11 protein-coding genes are annotated in these 18886 nt (G+C 57.4%); all 11 read right to left on the bottom strand.

Annotated features, from left to right (window positions below):
* Positions 1 to 456: 456 nt before the first annotated feature.
* Positions 457 to 1560, bottom strand: coding sequence for an HD domain-containing phosphohydrolase (locus AB7M23_RS15310; RefSeq protein ID WP_454241217.1), 1104 nt, complete (start codon positions 1558 to 1560; stop codon positions 457 to 459).
* Positions 1550 to 4417 carry a sensor histidine kinase gene (locus AB7M23_RS15305; protein ID WP_454241216.1) on the bottom strand — a complete coding sequence of 956 codons (2868 nt, stop codon included), beginning with the start codon at positions 4415 to 4417 and terminating at the stop codon, positions 1550 to 1552. Before AB7M23_RS15305 ends, AB7M23_RS15310 begins: the two co-directional genes overlap by 11 nt.
* Positions 4418 to 4650: 233 nt before the next feature.
* On the bottom strand, positions 4651 to 8100 hold the full coding sequence (gene bcsC / locus AB7M23_RS15300; RefSeq protein WP_454241215.1) for a cellulose synthase complex outer membrane protein BcsC: 3450 nt from the start codon (positions 8098 to 8100) through the stop codon (positions 4651 to 4653).
* The gene (gene bcsZ, locus AB7M23_RS15295; RefSeq protein ID WP_454242181.1) at positions 8088 to 9188 is read right to left on the bottom strand and encodes a cellulose synthase complex periplasmic endoglucanase BcsZ; all 1101 of its coding nucleotides are present in this window, start codon (positions 9186 to 9188) and stop codon (positions 8088 to 8090) included. The genes bcsC and bcsZ overlap by 13 nt, the downstream gene beginning before the upstream one ends.
* Positions 9189 to 9202: 14 nt before the next feature.
* Positions 9203 to 11503, bottom strand: a complete 2301-nt coding sequence (gene bcsB, locus AB7M23_RS15290) for a cellulose biosynthesis cyclic di-GMP-binding regulatory protein BcsB (protein WP_454241214.1) — start codon at positions 11501 to 11503, stop codon at positions 9203 to 9205.
* Entirely contained in the window at positions 11500 to 14094 is a 2595-nt protein-coding gene (gene bcsA, locus AB7M23_RS15285; RefSeq protein ID WP_454241213.1) for a UDP-forming cellulose synthase catalytic subunit, read from the bottom strand. The genes bcsB and bcsA overlap by 4 nt, the downstream gene beginning before the upstream one ends.
* On the bottom strand, positions 14091 to 14813 hold the full coding sequence (gene bcsQ, locus AB7M23_RS15280) for a cellulose biosynthesis protein BcsQ (protein ID WP_454241212.1): 723 nt from the start codon (positions 14811 to 14813) through the stop codon (positions 14091 to 14093). The genes bcsA and bcsQ overlap by 4 nt, the downstream gene beginning before the upstream one ends.
* Positions 14810 to 15049 carry a cellulose biosynthesis protein BcsR gene (gene bcsR, locus AB7M23_RS15275; protein WP_099774209.1) on the bottom strand — a complete coding sequence of 80 codons (240 nt, stop codon included), beginning with the start codon at positions 15047 to 15049 and terminating at the stop codon, positions 14810 to 14812. The genes bcsQ and bcsR overlap by 4 nt, the downstream gene beginning before the upstream one ends.
* A complete protein-coding gene (gene bcsG, locus AB7M23_RS15270; protein WP_454241211.1) occupies positions 15019 to 16647 on the bottom strand; it encodes a cellulose biosynthesis protein BcsG in 1629 nt (542 codons plus the stop codon). Before bcsG ends, bcsR begins: the two co-directional genes overlap by 31 nt.
* A complete protein-coding gene (gene bcsF / locus AB7M23_RS15265) occupies positions 16634 to 16834 on the bottom strand; it encodes a cellulose biosynthesis protein BcsF (protein WP_454241210.1) in 201 nt (66 codons plus the stop codon). Before bcsF ends, bcsG begins: the two co-directional genes overlap by 14 nt.
* A complete protein-coding gene (locus tag AB7M23_RS15260; RefSeq protein WP_454241209.1) occupies positions 16831 to 18375 on the bottom strand; it encodes a BcsE family c-di-GMP-binding protein in 1545 nt (514 codons plus the stop codon). Before AB7M23_RS15260 ends, bcsF begins: the two co-directional genes overlap by 4 nt.
* Positions 18376 to 18886 lie beyond the last annotated feature (511 nt).

Genomic DNA, 18886 nt, shown 5'->3' with positions numbered 1-18886 from the left:
CAGCCATTTGCTGGCTCATTGGGAAGTACGTTTTCAGTCGCTGCGCTAATGGAACGCTTAGCGTGTGGGGGAAAATCGGCAAACTGCTTCTCAAGATCATGACCTCTCGGAACGAGATTGATTATTGGAGACTGATGCCTCCAATAAGCATTTAAAAATCGATCCATGATCTAATCGCTGGGGAAAAGTACCACTTCCAAATCACTGTAATGCACCAGCTGACTGAAGCTTATTTTGACTGATGCGATTTTGCAATACATAAATGGCGATGCGCCATCACTCTTTTAAACAAGGGGCACTCTATTCTGCGCCTATGCTCAAAAAACAAGCCGAGCTAACCCGCGACAAGAAGTTAATTAAGATTTGTTAATGTTTGGCAGCACCAATGAAAACAAATTCAAAAACAACAGGATGGCTGTGGCGACAAATATTTCAAATATGTGACAAGGCTATCCATCAACCAGATGAAACGGAGCAGAGATCATCTCGCCTCTCATTACCGTCCTTCCCTGAACTCTCTGTTATCAATTGTTCGATCGCATCAAAATGGCGTTGCATTACCAGCACCAGGTTCGGATCAAAGTGTCGGCCAGCCTGCTCAAGAATATAGGCCTGTGTACGCTCGGGGCTCCAAGCGCACTTATAGGGGCGAGGCATGCGCAACGCATCGTAAACGTCGCATAGGGCAACAATGCGCGACGCCAGCGGAATTGCTTCTCCTGCAAGACCACGCGGGTAGCCGCTGCCATCCCACTTCTCGTGGTGGCACAGAGCGATTTCAGCAGCCAGCTCGGTCAGTTCCGTGGCCTGCTCCTCATGCAGAATGTTATACCCGATACGCGAGTGCCCCATCATTTCCTGGCGCTCTTCCAGCGTGAGCGGCCCTTCCTTGCGCAAAATCCGGTCAGGAATGCCGATCTTGCCGAGGTCGTGCATGGGCGCCGCCATGCGAATGAGCTCGCACCAACGCGCCGACATCCCAATGGCCTGCGCCAACAGGGCTGCAGTATTACCGATGCGCAAGGTATGCTCGCCAGTATCATCATCGCGGTAACCTGCAGCGCGGCTAAGGGCCCTGATTACGGCGCAATAGCTGTCTTGCAACTGAAGGGTGCGCTCACGCACTTTGTCCTCCAGCTCTCGGTTGAGGTCTTGCAGCTTCTCGGTTGCCTGGGACAGGCGCAGGCAGTTGCGCACACGCAAGACCAACTCGGTCAGATCCAGGGGCTTGCTCAGGTAGTCATTGGCACCCAACTCCAGCCCCAGACGACGGTGCTCAGGCTCGCTCAAGGCACTCAGAATAATCACTGGCGAACGTGAGCGGTCACGCCCACTGAGCTGGCGCAGAATTTCGAATCCATCCGGGGCCGGCATGTCCAGGTCCAGTAAAAGCAGATCCCAAGGCTGCTCCTGCAACCAACACAGCCCTGTACCGGAGTCGGCAAAGCTTTTCACATGTTTCAGGCCAAAGGCCTTCAGACTTGACTCAAGCAAGCGCAGGTTAGCCGCGACGTCGTCGATAATGACAATGCGAGTATCCGCGGGAATATCAGTAAACATTCAGACTCTCCTGTTGCAGCAGTGCGCTGACCAACGCTCGCAGTTCATCCGACGCGAGTGGTTGCTTGAGTACCGCCTGAAACTCACACCCCAGCATCGCCAATGACCTGGGGCAAGAGCCCAGCAGAATCACAAGCATCCCATCGCCACCGGGCATGCGTCGCAGTTGTTGCAGTGAATCGCCGAGCTCGCTGCCCTGCCGGTCGCAATCGACCAGCAATATTGCCGGAGCACCCTGGGCGCGAACCTGTAACAGGCACTCGGCGAGGCTTCCGGCATCCAGCGTCACCATCCCCTGAAGCGTAGTGTCAATGCAGTGGCGGGTCGCATCGTCGTCACCCACGTAGTACAACCGCGGCGCAGGTGCCGACACGGCATGTGCCGGGCGGGCATTGGCATGGGCCAAGTCGATCCAGAAACGGCTGCCAACACCTGGCTCACTGCACAGCCCCATACGTGCGCTCATCAGCTCAGCAAGCTCACGACATAACGCCAGGCCAATGCCGGTACCCTGAATGGCCGTGTTTTCCTTTCCAAGACGCTGGAAAGGCTCGTACAGCGCATGCTGCAACTCCGGGGCAATACCGTACCCGCCGTCCTCGACAAACAACCGAACCCGATCACCACAGGTTTCCACGCCCATTAGCAGGCGCCCTTCAGGGCGGTTGTACTTGATCGCGTTGGACAGCAGGTTAAGCAGGACCTGACGCAAACGCCGGGCATCAGCCAGTACACTCAGTGAACCTTGCGTCGGCTGCAGGATCAGGTGCAGCCCGGCAGCCTCGGCCTGGGAACGGACCATTTCGGCACACTCGCGCATCAGGCCAGTCACCTCAACAGCCCGCAGTTGCAGGCGCTGAGTCTCGGCCTGCAAGCTGGACCAGTCCAACAAGTCGTTGACCAGATGCGTGAGGTGCTCGCTGGCCCCAAGGATTTCGTTCAGTGGCTGCACCTCGGCCTTTTGTTCATCCGCCTGCATGCGGAGTAACTGGGCGAAACCATAAATGGCATTGAGCGGTGTACGCAGCTCATGGCTCATGCTGGAGATGAAGCGCGACTTGGCCTGGCTTGCGGCCTGCGCCTCCAAGGTGCGGCGACGCAGATCCTCTTCCACCTGTTTGAGGGTGTCGATGTCGACGAAGGTACCTGCTGCAACACGCGCCTCAGCGCCGTTCTCTTCAATCAGGCGACCCCGGCAAAGCAACCAGAGCGGCGTTCCATCCGCCCGCAACAGGCGCAGTTCCAGATCGAGTCGCGACGTATGCCCCTGGCGAAGTGCATCCAGTGCCTTGTCCAGGGCCGGGATATCCTCAGCGTGGACGTGACGATGGAAGGCCGCTCGCGTCAGCTCTGAGCCTGCAAGGTTGAAGCGTTGGCAGAGCTCACCGTGCAGCAACAGACGGTCGTCCTCAAGACGATACTCCCACAGACCTGCGGTTATGCTCTCCACGACCAGGTTCAGGTGCTGCTGGGCCGTGTTACGTTGCGCCTCGCTGGACGCAAGTTGCTTGCCCATGGACAGCACATCGCCGGCCATGTCGTCCAACTCTTGAATATCCGACACGGCACGTTGTGGATGCCATACGCCGCGACCGATCTGCTGCAACATCTCACCAATGTCGCCGATGGGACGCCGCAGCCGTTCGCTGAGCGTGCGGGCACGGACCCACATGAACGTGAAGAACCCGAGATAGAACACCACCAACCCGACAATCATCAAATAGCCGATGTTGCGGTAGTGGCTGGCCAGGTTGTTGGTCGCGGCCATGACCTCCCGCGTGTCGGCAATCGCCAGCAAACGCCAACCGGCTGGATGTATTTCACTCCAGGCGACCAAGTGCGGGCGGCCGCTCAGCATCACCTCGGTATTGCCGCTGCTCTGCCGGGCAAGCGCACCCACAAGGTCATTGAAATCCGCTCGCTGCGCCAGACTGAAATCGTCAGACCTCAAGTGATCGCCTTGCAGTGCTTTCTGCGTGTCCTGCGAGGGGGGCTCACGCAACGCAAAGTCATGCTCAGCCTCTGGCGGCAGCGCCATGATTTTCATGTCGTTGCTGACCAGCATCAGGTAGCCGCCCCACGGCACCTTGAGCTTGCCGATTTCATCGAGGATGCCGCCCACCGTAATATCCAGGCCTACTACGCCCTCGAGGAAGTCTCCTGTGTAGACCGGCTGAATCGCCGACATCATCCAGCCATGCCCCGCCGGGTCAAGGTAGACATCGGTCCAGCGTGCAGTGCGCTGCGGATTATGTTTGGCGTCGGCAAGGTAGTAAAAGTTGTACCCAGGAATCTGCATATCATGTGGGTACTGCTCGTCAGCGCGAATCCAGGGGTAGATGCGGTTGTAGCTGTCCCAACTATTGAAGTAAAGGCTCGCCACCAGCGGCTCGTGACGCTTGATTTCACGCATCAACGGATCAAGTTGTGCCAGTCGCCTGACCTTGCTCAGGTCCTGGCGCGAAGGGGGCGTTACAGACGAGTAGAAGGACGCCGCTCCACCGAGGTCATGCGGGCTGAAAAGCGCCCCGCTCGACGTGCGCGCCAGGCTTTCCATTGCTCCCTGAGCAGGGGTATGCAATGCGTTGGCTGTCATTTGAGCAAACATGCCCGTGATGCCAGCAATATGCCCGAGCTGATCCTGAACAATACGTGCATTTTGCTCGGCGGTAGCGCTGAGGCTGTCGACTGCATTGTGCTCCAGGTACTCGAGCTGGGATTCGCGAACGGCTTGGTTACTGAACAAGTAGCAAGCTATCAGTATCGTTTCCACCAACACCAGCGGAATCAAAGCGCTTTGCACAAATGCTTGCCAGATCCATTGGCGCAATCCTGTCCTGTAAGGACGTTTACTCACTTGGCCTCCCTGCAGATGATGGCAGGTTGTTTTGTTAAATGATGTCAATTTGCCTTCACTTGATATTAACCTATCTGTCGGGAACTTTCCTTAAGGGACGCGAGCGCTTTATCACCTGCAGCAACAGGTGACCTGACACAAACCAGCAGGCTAGAAGCGTTTAAAAATACAGACGAATGATCTGCGACTAGCGTCGCAGATCACAAGGGGCGGAACGGCTGTTCGCGCAATGACTAGAGGAAGTCAGCGTAAGGTGTCACCGGCTCTATCGGTAGCGGCAAGTTGCCTTGCCAGACATCAAAGCTGTACCGCAGGTAGAGAACGACCGTACTGGGCGCGTAAGCGTCGCTGTGCTGCCAGGTGATGCCCGACCCGAGGACCATGTGATCCGTGAGTCGACGCTCGAACAAGCCCTGGAGGCGGATGCTGGCGCCGCTGCTGCTACCCGAGCTCGACGTCAGGCTGCCGCCATCCAGCACTTCATAACCTGCGTTTCTTATCAAGCTCTGAAGCTTGGAACTGGAGATGGCATCAGTATTGGCGTGAGACCAGCCAACCGAGCTTTCAAGACGCACCGACCAGTCGCTGTTGCGCCAGTTATAGTTCAGCGGAACGCTCACTGAGTAGTACTTCTGCGGGCTGTAGTACCCACCGTTACCCAGAGTGTATTCGTCCTGATTGTTATCGTAACCCCAGTACATCAGGGTCAACCCGGTACGCAGGCGCTCATCGGCACGATCGATCAGCCGGTAATAGTAACCCGCCATCGCCGAACGCTTCTGGTTGTTCTCGACGTTTTTACCACGCAGCCAGTAGCTGCCAAGGCTGGCCCATATACCGTCAACCCCTCCCTGGTCGTGGCTCAGGCTCAGGGTCAACCCATTGGACGTAACGCCACCCCAACGAATCCCGGTATTAGGGTCGACAGCGCCGGAATACGACACCACGGAGTTGGAAACGGGCCGCCGCGAGGCGGTCAGCCGCCAGCCGAGTGTGTGCCAATCACTGCCGTAGCTGACGCCCCCCAGCCAATTGGGAATTTCAAACGTGTCCGGGGTACGGCCAAGGTCGAAAGACCATTGAGCGTTGTTCCAGCCCAGTGCCATGGCAGGGCCACTGACACTTTGCGATTCGTTCACGCACCCCTTGGGCAACACGGCTCCCGTACTCTGTCTACGCAACTGCACCGAACAGGTGCCGAAGTCCGTCGTGGTACGGCCATCGGCGTTGGTCTTGAAGCTGTCGGCATTCAGGTCAATGTTTTCCGCCTGCAGGAAGCCGTGCCCTTCAAGCAGCGGCGTATCAACCCGCACGATGCTGGTCTGGGTCACCAGATCGGAGATACCTGACGCTGAGTTGTCGGTACGCCAGAGGTAGTCGTGGTAAAGGGTGATCGTCGGGCTCGTCTGTTGGTACAGCTTGTCGACATCACTGCGCAAGCTGCTTGCCAACCAATCATCGCCGTCTTGCTCACGGCTCGCCAGGGTCAGGGCTCGATCATCCCGCGGTACGGCTTGCTCGGGTGTCAGCATGCCAGCAGCCGCCATGCCCCGTGCGTAATAGTCCAACGCCTGCTGAGGGTTATCCTTGGCTATCGAACGAGCCGCATCGCGGTATATCACGGGGTCGGTCTGTGGTGTCTTCATCAACTGGGCGAACACCGCATTGGCCTTTTCACGCTCGCCCACCGCAGCCCAGGCATTGGCCAGCCGACGCTGATACGCCGGATCGTGACTCACGTCCTGGGAAGGCTTGAGTGATTGCAGCGCTTGACGCGCCGATGCTTTTTGGCCGCTGGCAATCAGGGTTTCGATCATCCCCAGCTGGGCGTCGGCGTTCTGTGGTTCCTTCTCCAGAACAGTCCGATAGTAACGTTGAGCCTTGGCATACTCGCCCCGCTGCAATGACCAGTCAGCCAGCGTCGCGTAGTCGTCAACCGTGGCTGAACGCAGCAACAAAGCCTCAGCCTGATCTTCCTGACCGCGCTCACGCAGCGCCGAGACCTGGGCTTGCAGCTGGCGACGACGCAACCGGTTGGCCAGTTCGTGCATGTTATCGGTCCATGCCGATACGGGTATTTTCGAGAGCGAATCCTGAGCCTCGGCATCGCGCGAATCACTGGCCAGGTAGAGGGCATGGGCGTAGCGGGTTTCGCTGTCCTGCCCCTTGCGCTGCAACAATTGACGGAAACTGTCATCGGCAGCTGCGCGTTGCCCCAACTCACGCTGACTGTTGGCCAAACGATAGGTCAACCACGGATCGTCTGGCGCCAATACCCTGGCCTTGCTCAATGAGGCAGCCACCTGTGCCCAGTCGGCACGCTGTGCCGCCGCATCGGCCTGCGCCTTGAGCCGATCCAGCGCCAAGCTATCGCGCAAGGCGGCAAACTCTCGCTGTTCGGACGGCGACAGGCTGTCGAGAAAGGCTTCTGCCTTGCCCGGCGATTGTGATTGGTAAAGCCTCACCAGTGCACGCACGACACTGCCATTGCCAGGCTCGAGTTTGCGTGCCTTGAGCAGCAGCGTTTCAGCTTGCGTATCACGCTGTTGCGCACGGGCGACAGCAGCCAGCCCGACCAGGGCATCGGCATCGCCGGGCTTGGCATCATGGGCACGTTGGTAAAAGCCCTGAGCGGCGCTGTACTCCTTTCGCTCTAATGCGGCATCGCCTTTCTGTAACAGCATCCATTGATAGTTGGCTGTCTTGAGATCGGCCCACTTGCTGATCCAACGGGAATCCTGCTCTTTGCTCAACGCACTGGAAAATGCGTCATATGCGCCTTCGTACTTTTTCTGACGCATCAGGGCAATACCCAGGGCCCCATGCAGGCTGGGGTCCTCGGGATACTTGATCAAGGCACGACGCAAGTCCGCTTCGGCATTGGCGTTTTTCCCCTCATCAACCAGCTTCTTGCCGGTTATACCAGCACGCCAGGCAGGATCGCCCAGCAGTTGCTGCTGGCGCTGCAGTTGGTTTCGGGCATCTTCCTTGATCGGCAAATGACGGTAGTGCTCGATGAAGCCTTGCCAGGCCTGCGCACTTTCACTGCCCATCGGCATATCCAACAGCGCTTTGTACTCGCGTTCCGCATCACGTTTTTGCGCAGTCAGCAGCCTGCCCATCAGCTTTTGCAATTCGACATTGCCTGGGTACTGCTGATCCAGCTCATACAAGTGCTCAATAGCCATATCGCGCTGGGCTGGGATATTGCTGCGAACACTCCAGAATTCCATGGTTGTAATGAAATCAGGCGGGCCCTTGTCGAACAATTGCTCATAGAGTTTGGCCGACTCTTCGGCGCGCCCCGCCGCCGCCAGCAAGCGCGCTTCCTGCAAGCGCTTCTGCCCTTCCGGCGTTTGCAGCATCAGCAGGTCCTCAGCATGCTGCAGTTGCGGGGAACCTGGCGCCTGGCTGCGTAACTGCGCCACGCGCGCCTCTGCCAGCGCTGGATTTTTTTGCTGCAACGCCTGACGCACCTTGGCCAGCAGCACTTCAGGGTCGTTGGGCGCGATCAACTCCAGACGTGCCAAGGAGTCACGCACCAGGTCTTCACGGTAAGACGCCTCGCCAATACGGACTTGCTCCAATAACCACTGCTGCTGATCATTGCTACTCATTGGTTGGGCCAGCGCTGCACCCGATAGACAGCTAAACAACAGTCCCCACGTTCTTATTCTTTGCATGAATCAACCCAGCTCGGCACAAGCCGGCCCTCCTTGTTGAATCGATAACGATGGTCATCCCACCCCTGACCAAACATTGTCAGCGACTGGTTGTAATACGCATTGGCCTGAGGCAGCTCCTGATGCAGGCGCTGGCGCTGGGCCTGCAGCGCCGCGACGGACGTCGGATCACTGGCCAGCAAGGGTAACAGCGCTGCCGAAAAGCCAACAGGACCAATACCGGTGTGAGCCCCGGTTGCACTGTCGACAGACGCTGGAGGGAAGCCGTCATGAGTGCTTACCTCGACCATCGGCAGGAAGTGCTTGAGCAAATCGGTCCGTCCGGGGGCATCCGGCGCCAGCATGCCGAGCCACAAGTACACCCGGATCGCATCGTAACTACCCTCACTGCCTTTAACAGCATCCACCTTCCAGCCCTGACCCTCGCGCCAGAGAAGCCAATCGGGGGCAAAGCCCTTGGGCGTTCCCTCAAGCAACATCCGTCGTGTGTTGTCTGCCAGCTCGGCCCAAATCGACGACTCCTGGGAAAACCGGGCGAGCAACGGCAACGGCAAGTAACTGGGGTTCAGGCGCCAGCCCTCTGCGGTCTCGAACCCCGTGTCGCCAGGTAATAGCATCAAACCCAGCCCCGGCAGTTTACGCAGGCTTTGCGCGGCGCTGCGCCAGAGCATATTGCGCCCCAGCGTCACATAGTCCTCCCGCCCCCAAAGGCGACCGGCCTCAAGCAGGCTGTAAGCGATCCACAGGTCGGCATCACTGGCATTGTTGGTATCGAGCACCGACCAATGACCGTGCTGATCCTTGCCCCATTTCCAGGCCGGCAAGTGTCGGCTCAGATCACCCTCGGCAAGGTTGTTCTGGGTCCAGTTCAACAACTGAGCAAAGCTGTCCCGATCATTGGCCAGCAAGGCAAAGAACATCCCATACCCCTGCCCCTCTGAGGTCGTAATGTGTTGCTTCGAGGAACGATCAATGACACGACCGTCCTGACTCAACAGCGCGTGCTTGTAACCCTCCCAGGCGGGCCACAGGCATTCGCTGGCGCTGACCGGCGCCACAACGCTCAACGCCAGTGCAAGCGCCCCCATGTCCTTGAGCAACCTCACGGCTTGTTCGCCAGACGCCGACGTGCGACCCACTGCAGGACGCGCCACAGCAGGAAAGCCCCCAACAGCATGCTCATACTCGTTACAGCTGCGAGTACGGCAGGTTGATCGGAAAGTCGGTACCACACCAACATCCACCATGGCAGATGCCCGACGAAATATTGGTCCCCCACCTGTTGGCCGCTAACGCCACTGCTACGCACCAACACCACAGAGCCGGTCATCGCGTCCAGTTTTCCAGTGTCGTTGAGCACATCACGCAACAGTTGGTGGTCCTCATCACTGTTGGCCAGGAAGGCAACAATGCTGCGCTGGGCATTGAATGGCGACTGCAACCCGATAACCGCAGCCAGCGGCGCATTGGCGATCGAAGCTGCCGCGATGCCTTCACCTGCGGACTCACCGGCATACGCAATGCCCGCGCCACCTGCCTGCTGGCGTGAGGCATTCAGAATCGAGGATCGCGTATGGTCGAGCAGTTGAGTAAGGTCTTGGCTCTTGCGCAGGTTCTGAGGCATCTGGCTCATCACCAGCAGATCTGCGTCGATGTTGGCGACCGCTTTCCAGTCGTCTGACAATCGCAACCCGAAAGCCGGCAGGCCAGACTGCGCTGAAATCCATGCGAGGGTTTCAAGCAAGGTACTGATCTGCGTGGCATCGCTGCGAGCGGGCACCATCACCATGGTTTCCGAGAGGTCGGCCATTCGGCTGAATGGGAAACCGCTGCGGGCGAAGGCACGCAGGTCCGGCATCCGGAGGTAGTGATGGTAGCCGGAAAGATCAATCGTCGACTCTTGGTCGATCAGCACCTGATTGGTCGACGGCAAGGACGTCTGGCAATGGCCCTTCTGGGCACTGCTCAAGGTACTGGCAAAGTTAAAGTCAAAACGCAGGGTGTTGCGGTCTTCGATTTTTAACGACGGCACCAACAGTTTGTGGCTGGCGTCGATCGAATCACTGGACAACACCATCGCGCTCAAGCCTTTGATCACATCACCAGTATTCTTGCCCAGCGGCAAACTGCTGATGAACTGATTGTTCAGGCTGATATTGAGCTGTGATGCATCATTGGTTGATGGCACGGTGTAGCGATACCGCGTTTCCAGCGGTACGCCTCGATTGAGCCAGAAAAAAAGATCAGGCGGGAGCTTCATTTCAAGGCTGATCGGCTGCGGCCGCAAGCCACTGGCTTGCAGTTGCTCGGGGTACTTGATCAGCTCGGCGAAACGCACGGGGCGGTCCGTGCGCATCCAGTTCGGCGCGTCATAAGGCTGGCGTCGCGGTATGTCCCGGACCGTGTCCAAGGTCATCTGCGAACCACTCAACAACCCTCCCCCTAGCGCGAGGGTCTGCGCGGCAGTGACCAGGTCGTCTTCGTTACGCCCCAGCACAAGCAGCACCTTGCTGTAAGCGTCAGCGGGGTTATCAATTATCTGAATGGATGGCGCCTGGACCAGCGGGAACTTCTGCAGGTCTGCCAGCATTTTTGGCCGATGTCCGTTGCTGGCAAAGACGATCGAGGGCATTGCCCTGTTGTGCTCGCTCACCGCCGGCAACTGGTCAAACAACACGGGGAACTGTGTGCCGCGCCAACCGGCCAAACTACCGAAATAAGACGCCAGTATGCCCGCTGCACGCTGTTCACCCAACGTTGGGGAGTCGGCGAACACCATGTTTACCATCGCCTTTTCCTGCCCTCGCGTATCAAAGAACGGCATCGGAAAATAGGCCAGGTCGTTCTTCAGCGATAGCGCCTGCTCCTGGATGAGCAAGTGACTGGTACGGCTGACGTTCAGCCATAACGCACTGTTTGCAGGATCTTCGCAAAGTTCTGAATAATGCCCGACGAACTCCAGGCGCACCCGGTTGAAGTCACTGACAAGGCGTGGATCAAGGATGAGCTCTTGAGTCGTCTTGTTCCCTAGCTGGTCTTTCGCGATGGGGACCACACTCATCAGGACATCATTGAGGTAAACCCGAAGGTGTGAGACCAGTGGTAGCAGCGCCGGTGAAGGCGTGTACTCCAATTGCAAGCGAACATCACTGGCGATCCGGTCATGACGCATGCTGAACACAATCTGATCGCTGTTGTGAATACCCAGCAACAAGCTGTCGGAACTGCGCCCCAACTTTTCGAAGCTGAGCGTTTTGCTCCAACTTGGAAGCCCGTTCAGTGATGACCTCACCTCATTCGGTGTCGAGGCCTGTGGCGTCAGAGGTTCAGCCTGCGCCAGGCAGAAGCCGAGGGCCGGGAGCAGAAAGCTGGTAAAGCAGAATGTCCTGAGAGTTCGGCTCATTGCGTGGTCACCGGTTCGCTGGAAGTGCTAGGGGAATGGGTCGGCACGCGCGGCAGATAGCTTGCTAGCCAGCGCAACACACGCAAGACCGGATTGATCAAGCGCGAGGCCCACGAAGGCAAATAGCTGAACAGCCGCCTGTAGCCGCGCCCACCCATCTTTAGAATCCCGATAAAGCTGTACAACGGTTGGTCAGGCGTGAACGCCTCGCTCCAGCCCAACCAGGCATCAGCGCGGGCGAACGTGCACTGCACGAAGTCAATTTTCTGCTGCACCGACATCTCGGCAAAACGGATACTGATGGTGCCTTTCTGGCTACGCGTTACTGTGCCCGGAAACAGGAACTCTCGAGCGCCACGCTGCATCAGCACCGAGATACGCGCCCCTGGCGACAGGGAAAGGTCGGCATTGACGTTGATGCAAGCCCCGCCATCGGAGTAGTCATGCAGAATCCCCGGATAGCAATGACCGCTGTCCAGGCGCACCGCCGCCGGTAGTTTCGACTGAACCCGGTGGGTACTGCGCACCTGCCGCACTTCGGCGGCCACCGCGACCGCAACGCCAATGATGAGCAAGTTGTAGACCACCCAGGCACCACTGATCAGCACGGTGCTGTACTCGTTTGCCGGGCCATGGATGAAACGCCAGACCGCGAAAACCAGGCCTGCCAGGTTGAGCAGTGCAAGGATCAGGTACGGTTTGGCAATGCGCCAGTCAAACTGATTGTGTTCCATCAGGCCACCCTTGGCCGTGACATTGAATTTGCCCTTCTTGGGGCTGAACAGTGCCACGGTGGTCGGGCGGGCGATGTACCACGACAACACCGTTTCGTAGACTTCGCCCCAGAATGTCCGACGATAGGCCCCCTGCATCCTGGAGGTGGTCAGGCTGGCGTGAACCATGTGCGGCAATACATACAACAGGATCATCAACGCCGGCGCATAAATGATGTAGGCATGCAGGAGCAGGAACGCCAGCGGCGCAGTGAGGAAAATCAACCGTGGCAGGCCGGCCAGGAAGTGCAGCATTGCGTTGGCGTAGCAGATACGCTGGAGGAGTGTCAGGCCTTTCCCCAGCAACGGGTTGTCGGTGCGGAAAATCTGCGCCATGCCCCTCGCCCAGCGAATACGCTGGCCAATATGTGCCGACAGGCTTTCAGTGGCCAGACCGGCCGCTTGCGGTACACGTATATAAGCGGAGTTCCAGCCATGACGATGCAGACGCAGCGACGTGTGGGCATCTTCGGTTACCGTCTCCACGGCAAAACCGCCAATCTCATCCAGTGCAGAGCGCCGTAGCACGGCACACGAACCGCAGAAAAATGCAGCATTCCACAGGTCATTGCCATCCTGGACCAGCCCATAAAACAGTTCGCCTTCATTGGGGCTGCGGCGGAACAGGTTCAGGTTGCGCTCAAATGGATCGGGCGAGAGAAAGTGATGCGGGGTTTGTACCAACGCCAGCTTCGGGTCACGCAGGAACCACCCCACGGTCAGCTGCAAAAATGAGCGCACCGGCAAATGATCGCAGTCGAAGATCGTTACCAGCTCGCTGTTTATATGACCCAACGCATGGTTGAGATTACCAGCCTTGGCATGGGTATTATCGTCACGAACGATGTAGCCGACCCCCACTTCCTCGGCGAACTGTCGAAACACCTCACGCCGACCATCATCCAGGATATAGATCTTGAGTTTGTCACGTGGCCAGTCGATGCCCAGTGCTGCGTAAACGGTGCCTCGAACCACGGCAAGGTCTTCGTTGTAGGTGGGAATCAGCAGGTCAACTGTCGGCCACAAGCGCACATCGCTGGGCAGTTGTACCGGCTTGCGCTCAAGCGGCCAACTGGTCTGGATATAGCCCAGGATCAACACTACCCACGAGTAGGTTTCAGCCATCAGTAGCAGTACACCACAGCCCAGGTCGAATGGTTTATCCCAGTTCAGCGTCGCGGTGTAGCGCCACCACAGGTAACGACAGGAGACGATGACCGACAACATGATCAGCATCAATGTAGGGAGGCGTCCCGGGATTCGCCGAATCAGCATGGCCAATCCCCAGAGCAGAATGACGAAAATCGTCTGATTGAGCAGGCCAAACGGTTCGGTGATGCACAACAGCGCCAAGCCAAGCGCAATCACGGCAATCACACCATCAAGCAGGTATCGAACAGGGCGCCCTAGCCCGCCCCACCAATGTGTCCCCTGATGCAGGTGCGTGCGCTGTACAACACGCTCGGGCAACTGCTCCAGAACCTCGACGACACGCGCCCATCCCTGCCGGCAGAGCCCGACCAGGCGCTGCAGCAACCCCGGCTCACGGGCTTTACGGGGCGCCCGCCCTAACGGACGAATCAGTAGCAGCCAGAGGCTTTGTATGGTGTAGCGTATCGGGTCACCCAGGCTCGGCGTCTTGCGGGCCAGGTGCGGATACCAGCGCATAGGTTGATCAAGCACGCTTCGCCAGGCGGGCGACTCAAGCGGCAGCACCAGCCAGGCCAGTGCGTTCATTGTCGCCAACAGAAATGCCACCAACGGGTTGCAACCATGCCGTTGGCGCAGATGAGCGTAGGGAAACCAACGGGTGATCATGGTCGATCCTGGCGTTGAGCCAGGCACCAGGTGGCAAGGCTGAGCACATCCTGAGCCGCAAGGCTGGCAGGCGAATGTTGCCCAAGCGGCTTCTGGAGCGCCAATGCCTCGCGCATGGCTTCATCATTGTGGACCGCCAATGGCAGCATTCGTACGCCAAAAAGCCTTCGCCAAATCAGTAGCAGGTCGCGTTGAAGCAAACTGGCAGGCTCGAATCGATTAACCAACAAATAGCCATTCAGTGCTTCAGCGCGATGCAACAGCACGTGGCACGCTGCGTCGGCTTCGGCGACCTGAATCTGTAATGCACAACTGCCGACCTTCGCATGCCCGGGCAAACGCTGAGGCAAGTCGAACAGCATCCAGTCAAAGTGTTTGGCCAAGGCCGCCTGGCGTCGTGCCCACACGTCGGGGTCCTTAGACAAACGATGTTCAACCTGCTGTTGCTCTGGATGATCCAACTGCCCATAAGGCAGCAGGCACAATTGCGGCTGCAGCGTCCAGGCCTGATCCTCCCAGTTCTGCTCATCGAGCAGAGCACGCGCCCAACCACCGCGCTCGCCAACTGACAGGTTGAAATGCAAGCCCAGGAGGTTCTCAGGACACATATCCACCAACAAGACGGACTGGCCGAGGTGGTGCAATGCATGGCCAAGGGCAGCCAGCAGCGAGCTGTTGCCAACCCCACCGCGTATGCCACGTACACTCAGGGAAATCATTTCGCCTCCTGGCGTTCGAGCGGCAACACCCGCTCCTCGTGCTGCGCTACCTCGCTGACAGCCGCCAGCAACGGCCAACGTTGCAATGCACCCTTGAGTTCAAGCTGAGCGGAAACATCGACATACTCCAGATCAGGTAATTGCAGGCAAACCTTGAGCTGAGCAATGTCAGTAGTATGCTCGTAGCGCAACAATACCTTCGAATTCAATTGAGTTTCTGCGGGTAAGGCAGCCATGCGCCATTCTCCTTGATTCGAACATAAGGTCGGCCGGCATACTCAAGCACTACGGTCCCAGCATTCTCCGAAACCACCGGTGTTTGCGGAAGGCCGGTCAGCAAGGTAGTCCAGTCAAGGCCCTGCGGTTGGGCCTGCGCGACATAAAGACGGCTGATGATTTCCGAGAGGGCCAGAAAGCTGCTCGGTTCACTGATGTGCAGGGGGCTGGTGCGTGGACTGGCGCCCATCCCTACCAGCTTGATACCGACAGGGACATGGGTGATTGATGGGCTTGGAATTTCGCGCATGCCAGAAATCTGCATGCGGTCACCGTGCAGGGCGGCACCATGCTCCGGCACAATCACTACCACCACGCGCCGGCCACTGTGCTCCAGCTGCTTGATGAAGCCGCTCAAGTCACTGAGCAGCATCTGTGCACGCACTTTATAGTCGGCGCTCTTCAAGCTTCCGTCCTCTGCGCGCAGGCGATTACCGTCATGCAAGGTAATGGTGTTGTAAAAAAGCGCCACGCGCGACTGGTTCTCGCTTTCACGGTGCTGCCACCATTTATCCAAGACCTCGCCATCTCGCCAGATAGGCGAGCCTTCAAAACTGACTATCGGGTTCTTCAGCCTATGGATATCCACGGCAGGTGCCGGGAGTGAACCCTGAGTACGGACCCTGTCAATGAAGCCTTCGAATTCACCGGTGTGGTTAAGCATCACTTCACTGGCAAACCCCAACTTGCTCAACTCATCGAACAACAGGCACTGCTCTGGCGATGTCTTGTACAAGGCGGTATGGCTTGCTTGGCCACAACTGGCACGCAGCAAGCGAATGGCTGCCGGCCCACTGTAAGAGGTGACAGAGTTGAAGTTGTCGAATACCACATCCATCTGCTGGAACAGCGGGTTGTCACGCAAGCCCACCGAGTCGATATCGTCCCAGGCCAACGAGCACACGTTAATCAACAGCAGGTCAAACGGCGGAGCATCTGTGATCGGCGGTTTGAACTCGACACGACGTGTTGCTTCGGTGGTATAGAAATCCTGCAAGTAGCGGTTAAGGGTCTCATTGTCGGGCTCGGCAACCATCACTTTCTTGCTGGCAACCCCTGGCGAGGCGACCATTGCAACGGCTGGTTCAGAGGGGGCCTGCAAGGCCAGCAAACTCGTAGCGCCCAACCAGGCCAAACCGATCAGGGTAAAGGTTGTTACCCGTAACCACTGATGCACAAGACGGTACATCACCATCACCAGGAGCAACCAGCCACAGAGGCTCCAATTGATAAAGCGTCCCGCCAGTTCGAGAAAATAGTCTGCAGAGAAGGACATCAGCCCCGGGTGATTCAACACGTTAGCCAAAGGCGGTAACCAGGTGTCCTGATAGAACAGCATCACCCCCACTGGCAGCGCGATCAGGGCGCGCAGGATCTCCAGCTTTCGACTATTCAGAGGCACCAACAAAAAGGCGGCAAAGACCAGGTTGGGCAATATCTGCAGGTTGAGGTACCCCATCCAGAGCATGACGAACTTGATCAGAAAATAAACGTTCCACATCCCCAAACCGGTGTTGCGTCGTACAGGCTGAGACGGAATGATCTTAAGCTGGCTCATCGGGCTCACCCTTTGCCGTGGTGGCCGCCACGCGACGACGCAGGCCTTTTGATTTCAGGTAACGAGGCCGCAAGCAGCCTCGCAACAGCGTCGCAAGCGAACGCCAGAAACTCCTGAAAAAAACCACCAGTGCCAATGTCAGTACACTGCTGAGCGCAATGACCTGCAGCAGATCGGAAGTGCTCATGGGCGATACTCCGTGACGGGCAAGACCATAGGCCGCGGCGTGTAGGTATTTCTCCGCTGCGTATCCACTACCGCCCCTGCATCGGCATCAACCGAAGCCAGCCGGGCGCTCACCGGGGGAACCGCCGTGTCCAACAAGGCTTTACGTGGTAAACCCTCAATACCAAACAAAAACTGGCACTCACTGAACAGGTCGTACCAAGGCAATCGGAAAATCCGCGCCAGTGCACTGGCCACGCCATCGGCCCTGCACGCAAACAGAAACAGGTACAACACGCCGTCGAGCACGCATGCAATATCGCCAAGACGACGCAGATCGATCTGGTTGAGGTATTGCTCAGCCGTCATGTCATTGCGCGGCTGCAACCTCAGCAATTGATGGCTGACCTCCCCGGCGTCACGCTCATAGATCGGGTCCAGTATCGAGATGAATTGGTGCGGCGACACCACACCAAACACCGTCGGTGGCCGGAGCCGCTCAAGCAACTCGTTTAACTTGATGTTCAGGCTATGCCGCCAAACCTGCCCCTGAACACTGTCAACCAAACTGAAAAAACAGGCTGGCGAAACCCCATAGGGCACGATGATATTCGCCCCACAGGACACCAACAGACGCTCATCCCGATAGCGTAAGCAAGCGGCCAATTCCCGTACGATGATTTTCAGCGAAATGCCGCAGCGCTCGCGCAACTCATACAATCGCTGGGCGAGTTCCTCGACTTGCAGATTGTTCGTTACCCCCACTATGACGCTTGCAGCTTTTGCCCGACTTGCCTGGAGAAAAAGGTCGTCATAGTTATCGAATTGCCTCCACTGATGAGACAGTGGTGATATGCCTTCCAGCACCGAGCGTAGCGCCAGGTAGAGCCGTTGGTCCTCACTCTGTGTCGGTTGCGGATTGGTACGTTCGAACAAGGCCAGCGCGAATCCCTCAGGATGTGCCTCCAGCTCAAACTCCTGCTCACTGCAAACGCCCAGCGGACTGTGCCAATAACTCAGTTGATAGCGGGTAACACCGTCACGACGATAAAGCCGCGCCAGCCCGGAAAGCCGCTCATTAAGGCTTATCAAATGTGCATGAAGCTTCGGAGCCTGGCCATGACACAGCACCAGCAATGTGCAACCGTGCCTATCCAACCAGGTTGCCAGGCTCTCACACCAGCGTTGCAAATTCTGGCTGCCGAACCCCTGCCAACTGGCTGCCGGAAGCATCAAAACGATTGGACTGCCCTTTTTGACAGCGGCTCGGCTCAATTCATGGTTCAACGATTCGAGCGCCAATCTGATCGACGCCTCAGGCACTTCAAACATACTCAACGCTGTGGGGCCAGCGTGCCGCTCCAATGAGGCAACCACCTCTTGGGGGGCCTGGTTGAAGCACACCAACGTGGCTGCCTGAATGTGCCCTAGCCCCTCCAGGAACTGAAGCGCCAAGACTTTGGCGTCGCTCACATGATCAATGGACAGCCAGTAAAGCCCCCCTTGCCGCAGCAGCATTTGCTCATCGCGCAGATGTCGGATAGCTAAAGTGACCTGCTCCACTTCATTCCCCCTCCCTTGCAAACGCAAAGGACAGAAACCTCTATATATCAAGCATTTTCTCAGTAAAAAGAAACACTAGGCTTGATATCAATATAGTAGCGCTTAGTTTCTGGAGGTCGCTCTTTTAACGGCACCCGACCAACGGCAACTCACTGTCATGATGTTTAAACATAACCCATGAATTGCCAGGCTCACATTTTAGTCTATGCCCACGGCACGCAGGTGCCGCAACAACCGTGATGGCAATAGATCTCATTTCCCTTGAAAATCAATCACCTTAATTGGATCCAATAATATGTAACGCACTGTCGTCATGTTCTTGACAGACTCACTCATACCCCCAAGTACCCACAGGTGGTGTATGCGCTCTTGAAATTAATCAGGCAGACGACTATTTCAAATCAATATCTCGCCAATGCCTGTTAACCACCCAAGTTGTTCAACCATTAACGTTAAAGTGCAGTGACCTTCCAGCCTGACCAACGCACTGCAAACAAGCAGTACAGATCGT

The sequence above is a fragment of the Pseudomonas sp. HLS-6 TE3448 genome, from assembly GCF_053629555.1.
The sequence above is the reverse complement of the archived record's forward strand: the minus strand, read 5'-3'. Positions and strand labels throughout refer to the sequence as shown.